We start from the raw sequence: 16,802 nt of genomic DNA on the forward strand, positions 1-16,802 counted from the left end.
ATCCATTTAAACATGGACGTTCGCGCTGCGACTGCGTGAAGGATGGTTTTTATAGATCGTCCTCCTGTCGAGCGCGCCAGCGCTAATCCGCTCGACCGCCCAGGCCACGCAGGGCGTCGTCATCTCTATTTCAAAGCCGCTGCGCCGGGTCTCCTGGCAAAACTCGCGGCTCATCGAAAGATCCCCCATTGCAAGATTTCAACGGTCTCGGCCTTGCCGCGCCGCTTCTTCGTGCTCTCTCACAACAAGGCTACTCCCGTCCGACGCCGATCCAGGCGCAAGCTATTCCAAACATCATGGCAGGCCGAGACCTCGTCGGAATAGCTCAGACCGGAACCGGCAAAACCGCCGCCTTCGCTCTGCCAATTCTCCATCATCTCGCAACCCATGAGCGTCCGGCGCCGCGCGGCGGCTGCCGCGTGCTGGTCCTGAGCCCAACGCGCGAACTTGCGAGCCAGATCGCCGAAAGCTTCCGCAGCCTTGGCGCGGGCTTGAGGATTTCCGTCGCCGTCGTTTTCGGCGGGGTGCCGCATGGCGCTCAGATCAAGGCGCTCGCGCGCGGCCTCGATATTCTGGTCGCAACCCCCGGCCGTCTAGTCGACCATCTTGACTCCCGCGCCGCGCATCTCGGCAAGACCGAGTTTTTCGTCCTCGACGAGGTCGATCAAATGCTCGATCTTGGTTTCGTCAAGGCGATCCGCCGCGTCGTCGGCGATCTCCCGAAGCAGCGCCAGAACCTGTTTTTCTCGGCGACCATGCCAAGTGAAATCGCCAAGCTCGCCGGCGACCTGCTCAATGATCCGGTCCAGGTTTCCGTCACCCCGATCGCGAAAACCGCCGATCGCGTCAATCAGCAGGTTCTCTTCGTCGAAACCCATCGCAAGCGCGATATTCTCGTCGAACTCTTCGCCGACGCGCAAATGACGCGGGCGATCATCTTCACCAGAACGAAACGCGGCGCCGACAAGGTCACCCAGCATCTCGACGCCGTCGGAATCGCTGCTTTGGCGATCCACGGCAATAAAAGCCAAAGCCAGCGCGAACGTTCGCTCGCGGCCTTCAGGACCGGCCGCGTCCGGGCCTTGGTCGCAACCGACATTGCGGCGCGCGGAATCGACATTGATGGCGTGACCCATGTCGTCAATTTCGAGCTGCCGGAAGTGGCGGAAGCCTATGTCCATCGCATCGGCCGCACGGCGCGCGCGGGCGCCGAAGGAACCGCGATCTCGCTTTGCGATAACGCTGAGCGCGAACTCCTGCGCAATATCGAGAAGCTGACCCGGCTGCGGCTGCCGGCGCTCGACCGGCGGGCCAACCCGAGCATGGCTCGGCCAATCGGGACGCGCGCGCGCGCCGGCGCGCGCCGGCGAAGCCGCCGGATATGGGCGCCGAACCGCTCTCGAACGCTCCGGCCGCCCATCATCGGGCGAACGATCGCCGGACCGGCGCGCGGGCTCCAGCCGCATCGCACGAAAGTCACGCCTCGGCCGGACCGGACCGGCCCCGCTTCGGATCGTCGACTCGAAAGAGCGAACCGCGTCGCGGCGGCGATGGCGCAGCGCCATCGCTGTAGCGCATCGCGCCGGCGAGACGCCTCCATGCCGTCAAGTCGCAAGTCAAATTGACCTGCGACTTGACCCCTCGTTAAGTTGATTCTCCATCTAGCGCCGATGGAGGCGACGAGGAGGCGCGGTCAATGTTGAAAGCCCACTATCAAATATTCGCGAAATATAACGCATGGGCCAATCAGAGACTATATGATGCGGCGGCGGCTCTGAGCGAGTCCGACTATCGAGCCGACCGCGGCGCCTTCTTCAAATCCGTGCACGGAACGCTTAATCACCTGCTCGCGGCGGATCGCATCTGGCTGCAGCGTTTCACTGGCGAAGGCTCGGCGCCGAACAGACTCGATGCAATCCTGTTCGATGCGCTGGGGCCGCTGCGCGAAGCGCGCGAGGCGGAGGATCGACGCATCATCGAATTTATTGAAAGCCTCGATGATGCGCGCCTTGCCAGCGTGATCAAATATCGGAGCATCACTTTGCCGGTGCTCGTTGAGCAGCAGCTTTGGCCTGCCGTGAGCCATTTCTTCAATCATCAAACACATCATCGCGGCCAGATCCATACCCTGCTGACCGGCCTCGCGGCGCGCGCGCCTGAACTCGATCTTGTCTATTTTCAGCGCCTCGTGGAGTCCGGTCGGGCTTAGGGAGCTTCCCAGTCGATTGATCTGAGGCCCTGACCCGTCGCGCGCCGAGCATGACCAATGGCGGCGCGCGACTCCCTGACAGATCGACTCACGTATAGGCCATGCGCAAATCGAGCGTGCCCTTCTTGCCGATCGAATCATAGTGTGAATCGAGCCATTGCTTGGCCGCCTCGCGCCCCAAGCCATGCAACTGACTGATCAAAGACCAGGAGGCGTCGAGTTTCGTCGCCGCCGAGAACGCTTCGAGAAGGCCTCCGCCGTCGATTCTGTGCACAAAAGGACGCATGTACTCGTCGCGCGACAAGATCCCCGCGTCGACCAGCCTGTCGACGAAATCGATCGCCCGCATCTCGCTCATCAGCGCGCCGTTGAAGGTGATCTCGTTGAGGCGATCCTGAATGTCATGCGCCGAACGCGGCGCCTCGTCGCGTTCGATCGGGTTGATCTGAACGATGACAATGTCTGGACAGGCCGTCTTGTAGAATAAGGGAAACAGCGCCGGGTTTCCCATATAGCCGCCGTCCCAATAGGGAACGCCATCGATCACGACAGCCTGAAACAGATTGGGCAAACAGGCCGAGGCCATCACGTGATCCACGGTCAGCTCGGACCCTTCGAACACTTTGATCTTGCCGTTTTGGACATTGGTCGCCGCGACAAAGAGCTTAAGCTCGGTCAAGGCGCGCACCTTGGCGAAATCGACCATTTTCTCAAGATGGTCGCGCAAAGGGTTGATGTTAAGCGGGTTGAATTCGTAAGGGCTCGCGTAATGGGTGATGAGGTCGGCCCACCAATAGGCCATCTGGGTCTGCAGCGGAAATGCGACGAAGAACGCGTGGAAAAACCTCCGCTCGATCGGCGAGAGGGCGCCCTGGTCGCTAACTGATCGCCAGAATCTGGCGAGGCTTTTGCGCGCGCCCTTGCGGCCTCCGTCCAGATAGCCCTCCGCCAGCACGACGGCGTTCAACGCGCCGGCGCTCGTCCCGGTGATCGCTTCGAAATCGAGCCTTTCATCTTCGAGCAGATAGTCGAGCACGCCCCAGGTGAAGGCGCCATGCGAGCCGCCGCCCTGCAGGGCGAGATTGACCTTTTTCTGTCCCGTCCAGTCAATCGCCGCGTCGCTATCGGTCATGTCGCTCATTCGAGGCGATTATTCAGCCGTCCAACCGCCATCGATTGAGATATTCGCGCCGGTGATCTGCGCCGCCGCATCCGTGCTGAGATAGACGGCGAGCGAGGCGACCTGGTCGGCGGTCACGAATTGCTTTGTGGGCTGCGCCGCCAGAATTACATCGTTGATGACCTGCTCGCGCGTCAAGTGGCGCGCCTCCATCGTGTCAGGGATCTGCTTTTCGACGAGCGGCGTCCAGACATAGCCGGGCGAGATGCAATTGACCGTAACGCCGAATGTGGCGAGCTCCAGCGCGGCCGTCTTGGTGAGCCCGGCGAGGCCGTGCTTGGCGGTCACATAAGCCGATTTGAACGGCGATGCGACCAGCGAATGAGCCGAGGCCGTGCTGATGATGCGGCCCCATTTGCGCGATTTCATGCCCGGGATCGCGGCGGCGATCGCATGGAAGGCGGCGGAAAGATTGATGGCCAGGATCAAGTTCCAGGTTTCAATCGGAAAATCCTCGATCGGCGCGACATGCTGGACCCCGGCGTTATTGACGAGAATATCAACGCCGCCGCGCTGTTCCTCAGCCTCTTTCACCATGGCGCGAATCTCTTCCGGCTGGGTCATGTCAGCAGGGGAATAATAGGCCTTGACGCCGAACTCCTTCTCGATTCCAGCGCGCTCGGCTTCGATCGCCGCCGGGTCGCCGAGACCATTGATGGTCACATTGACGCCCTCCTTGGCGAAGGCGCGGGCGATAGCGAGCCCAATGCCGCTGGTCGAGCCGGTTACGATGGCGTTGCGGTTCTTGAGAGTCATGCGTCCTCCAGAATCATGCCTTTTCGGCCGGCGACAAGACGAGGCCGCGAAGAAATTCTACAACGTAGCAGTGGAAAAACGAAGCTGCGGCAAAGGCTTTTTCATCGCACGTGATCGCTTTGGCGAGGCAATCACGTTATATTGTTAATATGACGACTTCACGGGGATCGCGCCGGCCCCCTGACCCCGGCCAGATGGATGAGCGCGGCGGCGAGCGCGCTTTTGCGGCGGCCTTGGCGGCCTGCCGCCAGGAAGGCATAGCCCTGACTCCGAGCCGGCGGCGGATTCTCGAGATTTTAGCCTGCGAAGGCCGCCCGCTCGGCGCCTATGACATGATTGATCGGGTGGCGCAGGCGACAGGGAAACGACCGGCCCCGATCTCGATCTATCGCGCGCTCGATTTCCTACTGGAGAACAGCCTCGTTCACAGGCTCGCCTCCTGCAACGCCTATCTCGCCTGCGGCCACGGCCATGCGGCGCAAGAGCCGATCGTCTTCCTCATCTGCGAGGTCTGCGGCGAGGTCGTCGAGGCGACCTCTGAGTCGATGCGCGGCGCCCTGGCTGATCTGGCGGCGCAAGCGAAATTCCAGCCCCGCGCGCAGGTCATGGAAGTGGCGGGCCGATGCCGGACCTGCGCGGGAGCGTAAAGGCCGCGGCTACGGAGCCGCGGCGATTGGCGATGGTTTCAATCCATCAGGGGACGATATCCGTGCCGGCGCCCAAGCAATGCGGCTGCTTGAATTGGCTCGGATCGACGGCCGCAGTCGGATAATAGGAAATATTATCGGACGTCGAGCCTCCCGGAATCGTTTTGTCGAGACCAGCGAGATGGCGCATGCGATAGGCGATGGCGTGATCCGCGCAGGATGTGTCGCCGCTGACCCCCAGGGCGCCGATGACTTGGCCGTTCTGATAAAGCGCCACGCCGCCGCCGAAGGTGATGACGCCGCCCGGCACCTTGGGAGACGAATAGCCGTCGTCATGACTGTTGGAGGCGACCGCGAAGGAGCCTTGCGACAAGGACCCCTGGGCGAGGTAATCGGGATTGAAAGGGTTCGAATTGTTGAGGCCGTAAAGCGATCCGCCCGGCTGGGTGGGGCCATAGAGATTGGCGGTGGACAAAGCGAGAGCGCTGTTGCTGAAGTCGTTCGCCGTGCCCGCCTTGGCGATGGCTATGGCGCGGCTGCCCGGCCATGGATCATTGCCGGAATTGATGACCGAGCAAATCTGTCCTTTGCGGTCAACGATGGCGGACCACATCCGATTGGGCTTGAACAGACCACCGTTATGATCGGGATAATTAATGACGGTGGCGAGCTTCGATTGAACGATACCGACGGTCGCCGCTGGTATGTTGCAGGTCGAGACCTCGTCCGCCAGCGCGGCGGACGAGCAGAGCAATCCCAATGCGATTGTATAGAACGTTCTTTTCATGATGTTTCCCCCGTAAATGATTTGTCGGCGCGCCCTGAAAGCGACAGGCGGCGGATCGAGTTGCGGCCTGAAGCGCCGGTCTCATCGCAACCATGGGTCGCATTGCGAGGCTATTCGAACAGGAGGCGCATGGTCAAGGCTTCGCTAGGATTTGACGCGCTGGCGTCGCCCCCAAACGCAAGAAAGCCGCGACATGCGCGGCCCTTGCTTCAAGCGTTCAGCTTGTTTCTCTACAAGCTCCGCCGCCCTCAAAAAGGCAGCAATCGGCAACGCCGCAGCTCGTCCATGACCCGCTTGGCCACGATTTGATTGCCCGCGGGCAGAAGATGGCCGTCGTCGGCGTAGACGGGTTCGGCTCGTCCGGTAAACACCGTGTCGCTGAGGTCGGCGACGCAGACGTCGCCTTCCTCATGCGCCGCCTTGAAGCTCTGCAGCAACGGACGGACCTCGCCGTAGAAAACCTCGCGTTCCTGCATCTGAGTCGGGGTGATGAGGCTCGAATGCGCACGTTCGGACGCGGCGTAGTCTTTGCCATCCACGCCCATGATGGGTTGTAGCAGCGAGGCGAAACGAAAGCCGTTTTGCCGCGCCAGCGCCAGCATGCGCTCACGATTTTCGATGTAGAATTGCGCCGCCTGCCGAGAATAGGCCGGGTCATAGGGGGATTCGACGACAGCCGGTGGCGCGGTCAGATTCAAGACGACATGCAAGAGCTTGAATGTGGCGAACCCATCTAGGAAGCCGAGGGCATGTTGCGACGCAATCGCCGCGGCGATCTGGAGCGCCCCGATAGGCGTGAAGCTGGCGTTGACCCGTTCTTCATTGTCCTGCTGCGGGCCGCTTCGATAGGGGCGCGTCTGCCGGTCGCCGGAGATCCAGGTCGGAAGCACTTCGGCATCGTTCCAGCCGTCGTAGGCGAGGACCAAATTGGGCTGAAACCGCAGCAGATCGACAAGAAGATACAAATATTCCGAGTCAGAAGCGTAGTTCGACACGCCCGCGTTGACGACTTCAACCCGCTCGATCTTGGCGTCCGGATGCTCCCGCAGGGCGCCATCGAACAAGCCCTGCAGCTTTGCCGGCAAACTGTCCAAGGGGCTGTTCACGCCATTGCCTTCGACAGTTGAGCCGCCGATCACGATCACGCGGAACACACCCGCCGGCTTGGGGATGGCGTAATGCGGTATATCCTCCTCCACCGGCGGAAACCCCTGATCAGTCGTCATGAACCAGAAGGATTTTTCCGCCCAGTCCAATTTTTTTGATGGAGCGATGGTCAGGAAGTTGCGGACAAGCCGCCCGCCCAGCAGGCCGTCGGCCTCGAACCGATCGCTATAAGCGCCGTAGAGCCGGGGATGGCGCGGCAAAACCTCCCGCAAGCCCGGGAGGTTAGCGTGATCCGCCGCGCGCGTGCTCATCCAGGCGGTCGCATAGAACAGGTCGGCCTCTCTCAGGCCGGACAAGACTAGGGCGAAAGCCAAAATGCTGTCGAACGCAAATAGCAAAAAGACAAATCCGAGCAGCAGCAACAGCCCATTGCCTTTGCGCTGGCGCAGCCATCGTTCGAAACGGTTGTCGCCTGGTTTCCGAGCGTCGGCGATGCGCGCGTCGCTTAGGTCTGAAGGCTTCAAATTCATCGCCGCCCCGCCGGACCGCTTGCAATTTCGGACATAGGCAACCCTCTGAAATGCGCCGGCAACGGCTTAGCATCCGAACTCGGTCAAGAGAAGCGGATGGCCGGCGATCGACGGAGCGCCGACCTCGGCCTTCGGTCCGGCTCAGATACATTCATCATCGGCCGTGAATAAGGCGCGGCGGCGATCCGCATCCTTCGTCGCCATTGCGTCGCTTATCGCACGTCGTCTCGGCTGTGCATGAGATACGGCGGAGCGTTGCCAGGTCCGCTATGAAAGATCGGGGGATATTTGTCGAAAGGGCAGAAATCATCGGGCCGCGCCGCTAGGTCAGCCGCCGCCGCGTCATAGGCCTCGGCGTCCGTCCTGTATGAACCGACCAGTTCGAAATCGCTCCACCGATCCTTGCACGTGATCAGGTACGATTTCTTGAAACGCTTCCTCTCTTTAGTCCTGAAAAGATTTACGTCGCCGGTCATCTGCTTTGCCTTCGATCTTCGCGGCGCCTATTCGAAAGCTGATAAAATATAAAAATCAACTAGATAAAGCGCCGACAGACGCCTTGCTATCGCGGATCCACGCTTTCAGGAGGTCCCAGGCCACGGCGAGGACGACGGGGCCGACGAACAGGCCGCCGATCCCATGCGCGAGAATGCCGCCGATGACGCCGACGAGAGTCACCAGCATCGGCGTCGTCAGCCCGCGCGCCAGGACGAAGGGCTTCAAGAAACTGTCTATGACGATGAGCATCGCCATGCAGGCGGTGAAGGCCAGCGCGGGTCCTATCGTCATTGTGGTCCAACTCCACACAAGCAGCGGGGCCACGATGGGCGACGGACCGATTTGAATGATTCCGAGCACCAAAACGGCAAGCGTCAAAAAGCTTGCGCCGGGAACCCCGGCCAAGGACATTCCGATTCCGGCGACGATCGCCTGCAGCAATGACATGCCGATCACGCCGCGCGAGACCGCGCGTATGGTGGCGCCGGAGAGCTTCACGAATCTTTCGCCATGCGTCGCGTCGATCTTGAGCGCGAGCGTCTTCGTCGCCGAGACGAGCAGAGGTCCCGGCGGAAACAAGAATCCCGCGATGATGACCGAGGTGAGAAATTGCAGCGTCCAGGCTCCCGCGTTGCTGGCCGTGTTGAGCAATATGTCCCCGACCGGCTTCAACTGCGGAAGCAGGTAGGTCAGCGCGCTTTTCACATTGGTCGATGCGAGCGTCCAGAAGTCATAGAACTGCGGTCCGATCAGCGGCCAATCCCTGACGGTCTCCGAGGGCGGAGGAATCGACAATTTCCCCGAGTCGAGCCGCTCGATAAGCGCCCTTAAGCCATCGATCAGCCCTAATCCTAACCAAGTCACCGGGCCGATGACGACCAGGAGCCCCAGCACGGTGATCAACGCCGCCGCCAATCCGCGCCGGCCGCCAAGAATGGCCGCCAGCCAATCGAAGACAGGATAGAGCGCGACGGTCAGCACGACGCTCCAGACGATGATCGGTATGAAGGGATGAACGAGAACGAAGGTCCAGGAGACCAGGAGCCCGATGAATCCGATGTGAATCGCCAGTTCCATGAAACTCGCGTTGAACTGGCGATAGTTGAACGAATCCGTGCGCTCTTCGGTCACTGCAGTCTTTCGGATCATTGGCTCAGCCACGGCGTCCCCACGAGGGCCGTCCTTCGCGGTCATGCGCCTCTGTTTACCCGAAATTTCCCGCATCGCCATGCGCCACTTCGCGAGGTGCTCCGCGATCACAGGATGAGTCCGGACGCATCCGAAGATTTTCATAAAAAGCCCCGATATATTAGATGGTTAATATACCTCCGCCGAATCGGAGCAAATAGGGCGTTTTTTTGCGTGAGCGAGCAGGCGCCTAACCCCGACGACGGCTCTTGACGCCAAAAGCGTTTTTGCTCACCACTGTCGCCGACTCTTAAGGTCATGATCGCGACGCGCCTGCGCCTTATATAGCTGAGGCGCCTCTCCAGAAGCCCGAGCACCGCATGAGCATCGCCCAAGATTCTACGCCCTCCCTCGCTTTCGCCCTCGCCGAGCCCGACGAGGCGGGCCCCCTGCCCCGCCGCCATTCCATTGGCGTCAGGGTCGGCGCCGGCAAAGCTTCCGTCGAGGTCGGCGGCGGCGCGCCTGTCGTCGTCCAGTCCATGACCAATACGGACACGGCCGATGTCGAAACGACGGCGCAGCAGATCGCGGCGCTCGCCCGCGCCGGCTCCGAGCTTGTCCGCCTCACCGTCGATCGCGACGAGGCGGCCGCCGCTGTGCCTCATATCCGCGACAGGCTCGCGCAATTGGACTGCGATGTCCCGCTCATCGGCGATTTCCATTATATTGGGCACAAGCTTCTTGCGGACTATCCGGCCTGCGCCGAGGCGCTCGACAAATATCGCATCAATCCCGGCAATGTCGGCTTCAAGGACAAGAAGGACCGGCAGTTTTCGGCGATTGTCGAAACAGCGATCAAGCATGGCAAGACGGTGCGCATCGGCGCCAATTGGGGCTCGCTCGATCAGGAGCTTTTGACGGATCTGATGGACGAGAACGCCCGCTCAACTGTGCCGCTCTCGACCGGCGCAGTGACGCGCGAGGCCATGGTGCAATCGGCGCTTCTCTCCGCCGCGCGGGCCGAAGACATCGGGCTCGGCCGGGACCGCATCATCCTTTCCGCCAAAGTTTCCAATGTGCAAGATTTAATCGCTGTCTATCGCACGCTCGCGAGGCGCAGCGATTACGCCTTGCATCTCGGCCTCACCGAAGCCGGCATGGGCTCGAAAGGCATTGTCGCCTCCTCCGCCGCATTGGGGATTCTGTTGCAGGAAGGCATTGGCGATACGATCAGGGTCTCGCTGACGCCCGAGCCCGGCGGGGACCGGACGCTTGAAGTCAGGGTCGCGCAAGAAATCCTGCAGACTATGGGCTTTCGCACCTTCGTGCCGCTTGTCGCCGCCTGCCCCGGCTGCGGCCGCACGACCTCGACCGTGTTCCAGGAGCTCGCGCGCGACATTCAAACCTATATTCGCGACGAGATGCCGCTCTGGCGGGCCCGCTTTCCGGGCGTCGAGACGCTGAATGTCGCGGTGATGGGCTGCATCGTGAACGGCCCCGGCGAATCGAAACATGCCGATATCGGCATCTCCCTGCCGGGCACGGGCGAGACGCCTTCAGCGCCGGTCTTCATCGACGGGCAAAAGGCGATGACCCTGCGCGGCGAAGGGATCGCCGCCGAGTTCAAGACGATTGTCGAGGATTACATCATGCGGCGGTTTGGCGGCGCGAAAAGCGCGGCGGAGTAATCAGCGGGCCAATTCAATAGGATATTGGTCCCACGTTCGTCCCCCCAACAAGCGGCCGCTACGATGCTTACGGGCTCCACCCCATTGTTTGAAAAAAAATGCGACCTGCTGACCTAAGCAATCGTCCTTCAATTCTTCAACCCACGATCGCTCGATAGGTCTCGCTTTGGGCCCGGACTCTCCCCCAACGATTGCCCAATGAATACCTTCCAGGTTCGGATTAACAATTGGACCGAGAAGCGGCTCGAACGAGACAAAGCGGATTTTTGCTGGCGTCGCACGAAGTGAATCTATGCGTGAAACATAACGTTGACTTTCAACCGATGTGCCAAGCCACACGTTGTCCAAAACTGGCAAATCGCAGCGATCCATTACGACCGAAATTCGTTCCGGGCGTTTCGTGAGCAACTGAAACGAGTGCCAACTTGCCTGGTGCATTATTCTCCAAACCTTGCCAATGATCTCATCCTCAACATTACTATGAAAGAGATCAGACATTGAGTTGACGAAAATACGCATAGGTTTCCGCCACTTCAAAGGCGAGGCTAGAGCACTCTCATCGAAGTTAATCTGCCCACTCCATACGTGAGTGGCTCCAGACTTTCTCGTTGTTCCAGCGTATTTCGTTGAACCCATCGCTTGCAGACGAGCCGCCATACGCTGCGCATAACAGTTCGTGCAGCCAGGAGAAATTTGATTGCACCCAGCAATTGGATTCCAAGTAGCTTCCGTCCATTCGATTTCAGAGTAAGCCATTGTTCTTATGTTTCTTGTGTCTCGGCCTAATTGCGCTTCGAGCAATCCTCATCGCGATTTCGCCCGCTTTTTTGGACGGATTCGCACAAATAATAAACAAGTGATAGAGCACGCTTCCTTTGGAGTTCTCAAGCGACAGTGTTTGCTCGCAAACGTGCGGAAAAAGGCCCTTCAGCCGCTCTTGCACGAAGTTTTCAAGACCTTGCACATTCAGTAACTTTGATGCTGGCGCCGCATACCCAAAAAGATCGATGGACGTTTGCTGTGCGTAGCAAGCATCCCGCCAACCACACGGTCCAAGATGGTCATCAATTCGGCTTTGCCATTCTTCTGGAATAATACCGTTCTTGGTGAGCATTCTGTTCAATGGTCCGGTTGGAAAAAGAAGCGCGATGTCGACGGCCTCCGTCGCAGCTAATTCATTTAACGTCGACCACCTCAGCTCCATCCCATACGGATCGAGAAACACTGCTGCTCGAGTAGAACGCCAATTTACGGATTTACAGATTAAAAGAAGTTCATTATTTGCGTCTCCTTGTCGTAGCTCAATATTTCGGTAAGGAAACTCACTACGAAGAGCCGTGAGACCAGCCATATGCAGGCTAGAGCGCTCGATGAAAATATAGCGATGGAATGGCGGCTCTATGCGAAGTGCGATTCGAGCAGACCCTTCCTTTGACTTAGAAAACTCTTCTGCGTCTTCTTCAAAGAGAGGTAATGAATTCCCAGCAGGACGGGAATCCTGCCTTTCGCCACTCCCAGCAAACGCGTCGATATACAGTCTTTCAAACTGCTGATTCTTTAAGGCCGTTGCGTATCCGTCGAAGTAGCGTTTCACTACCTCTAGTTTTCCATCCGTCCAATCGCCACCGAATGAGTGAACCATAATCTGACCTTGTGTTCTTTTTTTGTTCTAATTGAATAAAGAAATGATTGCAAGTCGAATTTGGAAGCCGCTCAAATCAGCCCAGCGGCGATATTGATCGTCAGGGCCAGCACCGCGCTATTGAAGAAAAACGCCAGTATGGAATGGGCCAGCGAGACGCGGCGCATCTCCTTCGCCGTGATCTGGACGTCGGCGGTCTGGGACGCGACCCCTATGATGTAGGAAAAATAGAGAAAATCGAAGTAATCGGGATTGTCGGTTCCCGGAAACATCAATCCGCCGACGTCTTTCGGCGGCTTGCCCGGCTCAGCCTCCAGCTCGTCGAAATATTCATGCGCGTAATGGAAGGCGTAGGTCAGGTGGATGAAAAACCAGGCGCTGAGGATCGTCGCCGCCGCGAGCCCTATATGCAAGCCTTTCAGCAAGCCTGACATGTCCCGTACCGCCCCAAGCTGGGCGACAATGGCGCCGATCGAGGCGAAGGCCGCAAGACTTGTGAGCACGAGGATCAGGAATCGTCCCTCGTCGCTCGCCTTGGCGCGCCGCCGCATTGTCGCTGCGTTGGCGTGCGCCATGAGCCAGAGAGACGTGACGAAATAGAGCCAGGTTCCGACGTTCCAGGCGATCAAAAGACGGGTGCTCAGGTGAAAGGCTCCGGGCAGAGCCAAGCCCGTAACGAGACTGGCCGCGACGCCTAGGAAGAGGCGCGGATGGCCTCGTATGATTCGCAAGCGACGGAGAATTGCCATTTTTCCGGCCGGGTTCGGTTCGAAGGCGTCTTCAGCTTTTGCGGGTCGCGACAAAGCGCGCCGCCTCCTTCAGGACAATCGCCTTAGCGCCTTGCGGGAAGGAATCCAGCGCGGCGATCGCAGCCGCCGAAAGCTTGTCGCGCCGCTCGCGCGCCGCCTCGAGGCCGAGGGCGGCGACCAGCGTCGCCTTGTTGCGGTCAGCGTCCTTGCCGGCGCGCTTGCCGAGCGCGGCTTCATCGGATTCAACGTCGAGAATATCATCCGCGACCTGGAACGCGGCGCCGAGCGCATGGCCGTAATCGGAAAGCGCGGCCTTCGCTGCGGCGTCGGCCTTGCCGAGAATGGCGCCGGCTTTCACCGCATAATGCAAGAGGGCCCCGGTTTTCATGGCTTGCAGCTTGATGACGGCCTCGGGCTTATGCGCCTCCGGCGCGCGTTCGGCCTCGAGATCGAGGACCTGGCCGCCGATCATGCCGCCGAGGCCGGCCGCACGGGCCAGGGAAAGGACGAGTTCGACCCGAATCCCCGGATCCGCATGGGTCGCCGGGTCGGCGGTCACGTCAAAGGCGTAGGTGAGGAGCCCGTCTCCGACCAGGATTGCAGTCGCCTCGTCGAAAGCTTTGTGGGTGGTCGGACGGCCGCGGCGCAGATCGTCATTGTCGAGCGCCGGCAGATCGTCATGCACGAGCGAGTAGCAATGGATCATTTCGAGCGCCGCCGCAGCGCGCAGGACGCCCTCATTTTCGACGCCGAAAAGCCGCGCCGTCTCGATCAGAAGGAAAGGCCGCAGCCTTTTGCCGCCGCCAAGGCTCGCGTAACGCATGGCTTCGAGAAAGCGCGGCGGCCGCGCCGTCTCGCCGGGAAGCGGCGCGGACCCAAGAAGACGATCGAGAAGGCCTTCGGTCGAGGCGGCGACGTCATTCAGTCGGCTCTCGAATTCGGCTGTCGCCTCGCCATGCGTCATCGTTTTGCAATCCCCCTGGTTCTCGGCCGTGGCGGCTATCTCGAATGCTTACGCCCAGCGCGCGGCGACTTTTCGGCAAAAACGCTCAAAAAGCGCCTGGACAAAGCCCAGCCAATAAAGTTTAGCCTCGGCTTGCCCGATTGGGCTAGATCGGTCAAGGCTCGCCGCATGTCCTCGAGATCCGGCCGAACTGGCCCTTTCGGCAAGCTTGCCCGCATCATCTTGAGCGTTGGCGCGGCGCTGGCGCTTGGCGTGGCGGTCTTGCTCGTCGCGTACCGCTTCGTCCCGCCCGTTTCGACGCTGATGCTCGGGCGCTGGATCGAAGGCGAGCCGGTCGAGCGCCATTATGTTCCGCTGGACCGAATCTCGCTTTCCTTGCGCATCGCCGTCATCGTCTCAGAGGACGCCCAATTTTGCCGGAACGATGGCGTCGACTGGGGCGCGCTTCGGGAGGTGATCGATGCGGCGGATGAGGACGGCCCGTCGCGCGGCGCTTCGACCATCACAATGCAAACCGCGAAGAACTTGTTCCTGTGGCCGTCGCGATCCTTCATCCGCAAGGGGATCGAAATTCCCCTGGCGCTGCTGATCGACCGAGGATGGCCTAAGCGGCGCGTTCTCGAAGTCTATCTGAACATAGCCGAATGGGGCGAGGGGGTTTTTGGCGCGGAGGCCGCCGCGCGGCGCTATTTCCACAAAAGCGCGGACGGGCTCGACGCCAATGAGGCGGCTTTGCTCGCGACCGCCCTGCCCAATCCGCGCCGACGCGATCCGGCCCGGCCCTCGCGCCGGCACGCCGCCTTGGCCAGGCTGATCATGGGGCGCGCTCGGGCGGCTGAGTCTCTCGTCGAATGCGCCCGGTGAGGCGCTTTTCGAGATAGCCAGATGCGACGTTTCGTTGTAAGAGGCGCGTTGAAACTTGGGTTCGAGAGCGAGCCGCAAGCTCGGATAAGCAAGACCTCGACCGTCTTAGACGATGGGCGGTCAGGTCTTTATCTATTTGTTTTACCGGATGATTGGCCCGGAGAGCTTCCGGCTTTTCGACAATCATCCCTGAGGATCGAGAGACGACATGGCTGTTCCGAAACGCAAAACATCTCCCATGAAGCGCGGATTCCGCCGTTCGGCGGATGCGCTCAAGGCGCCGACCTATGTCGAAGACAAGGATTCTGGAGAGCTGCGCCGTCCGCACCATGTCGATTTGAAGACTGGCATGTATCGCGGCCGCCAGGTTTTCACCCAAAAGGCGAAGGAAGTCTGAGGCGCTCCCAGGCTTTTAGGTTCAGCCGCCGGCAAGAGCGAGCGGCGACAGCGCTTCGGCTTATGTTAGGGCAAGGCCAGTTTCATGCAGCATGAAACTGGCCTTGTTTTTTGACCGGATGCCGCGGGCTCGGACGGCAAATTTCCGCCTTCGCGGCTGATGCTCTAAAGGAGCTGACTGAAGATCAAGATGAGGCCGATGACGGAGACGGTCCAAACGAGGGTGCGCAAATAAGGAACGCCCGCCGCAAAGACAAAGACATAGAGCAGCCGAGCGAAAAAGAATATCTCGGCGCCAAGCGCCGTCGTTTCATTGGTGCGTCCGGCAATCTGAGCGACAAGAACCAAGGGCGCGAAAAGCGCCAGATTCTCGAGAATGTTAAGGTGCCCTTTGCGGGCTCGCTCGGCCCAGCCCGTCAGCTTTGGCGTATATTCGCGGTTGCCCGCGAGTTCTTCTATGCCGACTTCCTGCGCGGCCCCGACCACAGCGATCAGCATTTGCGCAAAGGCGAGCGCCACAGTCCAGACCAGCAGCTTGAGTTCGATCGTCATCTAGTCCTCCCCTCGTTCGAGACTATTGTGGTTGTATTTCATCCATCTCGAAAAGCAGATGGACCAAGCCTAAGGCTTCAAGCGGCGGCTTGAAGCCTTTTCGAGACAAGCTCGCGCAGCAAGCGAAGATCGCGAGCGAAAACCCGGATCCCCTCAGCGAGTTTTTCGGTCGCCATGGCGTCCTCGTTCAAGATGAAGCGGAAGGTCTTTTCGTCAAGCGACAGACGCGCGGGAGCGGGAGCGGCCGCCGTTTGCGGATCGAGTCGACGCGGCAAATCGCCCGAGTCCTTGGCGAGTTCGTCGAGCAATTGCGGCGATATGGTCAACCGGTCGCAGCCGGCGAGCGCCTCGATCTCGCCTGTGTTGCGGAATGAGGCGCCCATGACCACGGTCTGTACGCCATAGGCTTTGTAGTAATTATAGATTTGCCGCACGGACAGCACGCCTGGATCGGATTCCGCAGTGTAGGTCTTGCCTTCCGCCTTGATGTGCCAATCGAGGATGCGTCCGACAAAGGGCGAGACGAGAAAAGCGCCGGCGTCGGCGCAAGCGACGGCCTGGGCGAGCGAGAAGATCAAGGTCATGTTGCAGTCGACGCCCTCGGCCTGCAAGATCTTCGCCGCTTGGGCCCCCTCCCAGGTGGCGGCGATCTTGATGAGGATCCGCTCCCGCCCTACTCCGCGTTTGTCGTAAGCCGCGATGATTGAGCGGGCCTTCGCGACCGTGCCCTCGACGTCGAAGGAGAGATCGGCGTCGACCTCGGTCGAAACGCGGCCGGGCACAATGCCGGAAATCTCAACGCCAAAGTTTATGACCAGGCGGTCCGCGATCTCGCTCGTCAAACTATTGTGGCTCAGCCCCCAAATAATCGCTTCCTCGACGAGACTCGCATAATCCGGCATTTGCGCCGCCTTAAGGAGCAAACTCGGATTCGTGGTCGCGTCGACCGGCTTGAATGAGCGGATCGCATCCAAGTCGCCGGTGTCGGCGACAACCGTCGTCATGGCTTTTAATTGATCGAGCTTGGAGGGCATAAAAAGGTCCGATCGAGGAGGATTCGAGAGGAGTTCAAGTCAACGCGCGAGCGCTTGCATTGTTTCCGCCG

At 60.1% G+C, this 16,802-nt stretch carries 17 protein-coding genes; 6 read left to right on the plus strand and 11 right to left on the minus strand.

All coding sequences use genetic code 11. From position 1 onward, the window contains the following. Positions 1–188: 188 nt before the first annotated feature. Both RZS28_RS02500 and RZS28_RS02505 read left to right on the plus strand, forming a co-directional pair. Positions 189–1,625, plus strand: a complete 1,437-nt coding sequence (locus RZS28_RS02500) for a DEAD/DEAH box helicase (RefSeq protein WP_407339640.1) — start codon at positions 189–191, stop codon at positions 1,623–1,625. Positions 1,626–1,696: 71 nt separating this feature from the next. Further along, complete coding sequence (locus tag RZS28_RS02505) at positions 1,697–2,209, plus strand: DinB family protein (protein ID WP_407339641.1); 513 nt, start codon at positions 1,697–1,699, stop codon at positions 2,207–2,209. Between the two features lie 88 nt (positions 2,210–2,297). On the opposite strand, the gene RZS28_RS02510 is transcribed toward RZS28_RS02505, so the two are convergent. Then, the gene (locus RZS28_RS02510) at positions 2,298–3,341 is read right to left on the minus strand and encodes a patatin-like phospholipase family protein (protein ID WP_407339642.1); all 1,044 of its coding nucleotides are present in this window, start codon (positions 3,339–3,341) and stop codon (positions 2,298–2,300) included. An 18-nt stretch (positions 3,342–3,359) separates the two neighbouring features. Then, a complete protein-coding gene (locus RZS28_RS02515) occupies positions 3,360–4,145 on the minus strand; it encodes a 3-hydroxybutyrate dehydrogenase (RefSeq protein WP_407339643.1) in 786 nt (261 codons plus the stop codon). A gap of 194 nt (positions 4,146–4,339) precedes the next feature. On the opposite strand from RZS28_RS02515, the gene RZS28_RS02520 reads away from it, so the two are divergent. Continuing rightward, complete coding sequence (locus RZS28_RS02520) at positions 4,340–4,792, plus strand: Fur family transcriptional regulator (RefSeq protein ID WP_407339644.1); 453 nt, start codon at positions 4,340–4,342, stop codon at positions 4,790–4,792. 46 nt (positions 4,793–4,838) lie between these two features. Here the strand turns inward: RZS28_RS02520 and RZS28_RS02525 are convergent, their stop codons facing one another. The 3 genes from RZS28_RS02525 to RZS28_RS02535 all read right to left on the minus strand — a co-directional run bounded on the left by RZS28_RS02525 (position 4,839) and on the right by RZS28_RS02535 (position 8,863). Continuing rightward, positions 4,839–5,579 (minus strand): GlcG/HbpS family heme-binding protein, encoded by a 741-nt coding sequence (locus tag RZS28_RS02525; RefSeq protein ID WP_407339645.1) that lies wholly within the window; start codon positions 5,577–5,579, stop codon positions 4,839–4,841. A gap of 248 nt (positions 5,580–5,827) precedes the next feature. Beyond that, positions 5,828–7,216 carry a hypothetical protein gene (locus RZS28_RS02530; RefSeq protein WP_407339646.1) on the minus strand — a complete coding sequence of 463 codons (1,389 nt, stop codon included), beginning with the start codon at positions 7,214–7,216 and terminating at the stop codon, positions 5,828–5,830. Between the two features lie 531 nt (positions 7,217–7,747). After that, a complete protein-coding gene (locus tag RZS28_RS02535; RefSeq protein ID WP_407339647.1) occupies positions 7,748–8,863 on the minus strand; it encodes an AI-2E family transporter in 1,116 nt (371 codons plus the stop codon). Between the two features lie 359 nt (positions 8,864–9,222). Here RZS28_RS02535 and ispG point away from each other — a divergent pair, with 359 nt between their 5' ends. Then, positions 9,223–10,530, plus strand: coding sequence for a flavodoxin-dependent (E)-4-hydroxy-3-methylbut-2-enyl-diphosphate synthase (gene ispG / locus RZS28_RS02540; protein WP_407339648.1), 1,308 nt, complete (start codon positions 9,223–9,225; stop codon positions 10,528–10,530). Here ispG and RZS28_RS02545 read toward each other — a convergent pair whose 3' ends face one another. The 4 genes from RZS28_RS02545 to RZS28_RS02560 form a co-directional block, all read right to left on the minus strand. After that, positions 10,531–11,286 (minus strand): DUF5131 family protein, encoded by a 756-nt coding sequence (locus RZS28_RS02545; RefSeq protein WP_407339649.1) that lies wholly within the window; start codon positions 11,284–11,286, stop codon positions 10,531–10,533. It abuts the gene before it with no gap. Further along, the gene (gene tcmP, locus RZS28_RS02550; protein ID WP_407339650.1) at positions 11,273–12,124 is read right to left on the minus strand and encodes a three-Cys-motif partner protein TcmP; all 852 of its coding nucleotides are present in this window, start codon (positions 12,122–12,124) and stop codon (positions 11,273–11,275) included. Before tcmP ends, RZS28_RS02545 begins: the two co-directional genes overlap by 14 nt. 119 nt (positions 12,125–12,243) lie before the next feature. Continuing rightward, a complete protein-coding gene (locus RZS28_RS02555) occupies positions 12,244–12,921 on the minus strand; it encodes a DUF1345 domain-containing protein (RefSeq protein WP_407339651.1) in 678 nt (225 codons plus the stop codon). 31 nt (positions 12,922–12,952) lie between these two features. Beyond that, a complete protein-coding gene (locus RZS28_RS02560; protein WP_407339652.1) occupies positions 12,953–13,885 on the minus strand; it encodes a polyprenyl synthetase family protein in 933 nt (310 codons plus the stop codon). 168 nt (positions 13,886–14,053) lie between these two features. On the opposite strand from RZS28_RS02560, the gene mtgA reads away from it, so the two are divergent. Beyond that, complete coding sequence (gene mtgA, locus RZS28_RS02565; RefSeq protein ID WP_407339653.1) at positions 14,054–14,749, plus strand: monofunctional biosynthetic peptidoglycan transglycosylase; 696 nt, start codon at positions 14,054–14,056, stop codon at positions 14,747–14,749. A gap of 208 nt (positions 14,750–14,957) precedes the next feature. After that, on the plus strand, positions 14,958–15,146 hold the full coding sequence (rpmF, locus tag RZS28_RS02570) for a 50S ribosomal protein L32 (protein WP_407339654.1): 189 nt from the start codon (positions 14,958–14,960) through the stop codon (positions 15,144–15,146). A gap of 164 nt (positions 15,147–15,310) precedes the next feature. Here rpmF and RZS28_RS02575 read toward each other — a convergent pair whose 3' ends face one another. Next, entirely contained in the window at positions 15,311–15,697 is a 387-nt protein-coding gene (locus tag RZS28_RS02575) for an MAPEG family protein (protein ID WP_407339655.1), read from the minus strand. A 77-nt stretch (positions 15,698–15,774) separates the two neighbouring features. After that, complete coding sequence (tal, locus tag RZS28_RS02580; protein WP_407339656.1) at positions 15,775–16,731, minus strand: transaldolase; 957 nt, start codon at positions 16,729–16,731, stop codon at positions 15,775–15,777. Between the last annotated feature and the right edge of the window lie 71 nt (positions 16,732–16,802).

Source organism: Methylocapsa polymorpha, from assembly GCF_045689225.1.
Taxonomy (GTDB): domain Bacteria; phylum Pseudomonadota; class Alphaproteobacteria; order Rhizobiales; family Beijerinckiaceae; genus Methylocapsa; species Methylocapsa polymorpha.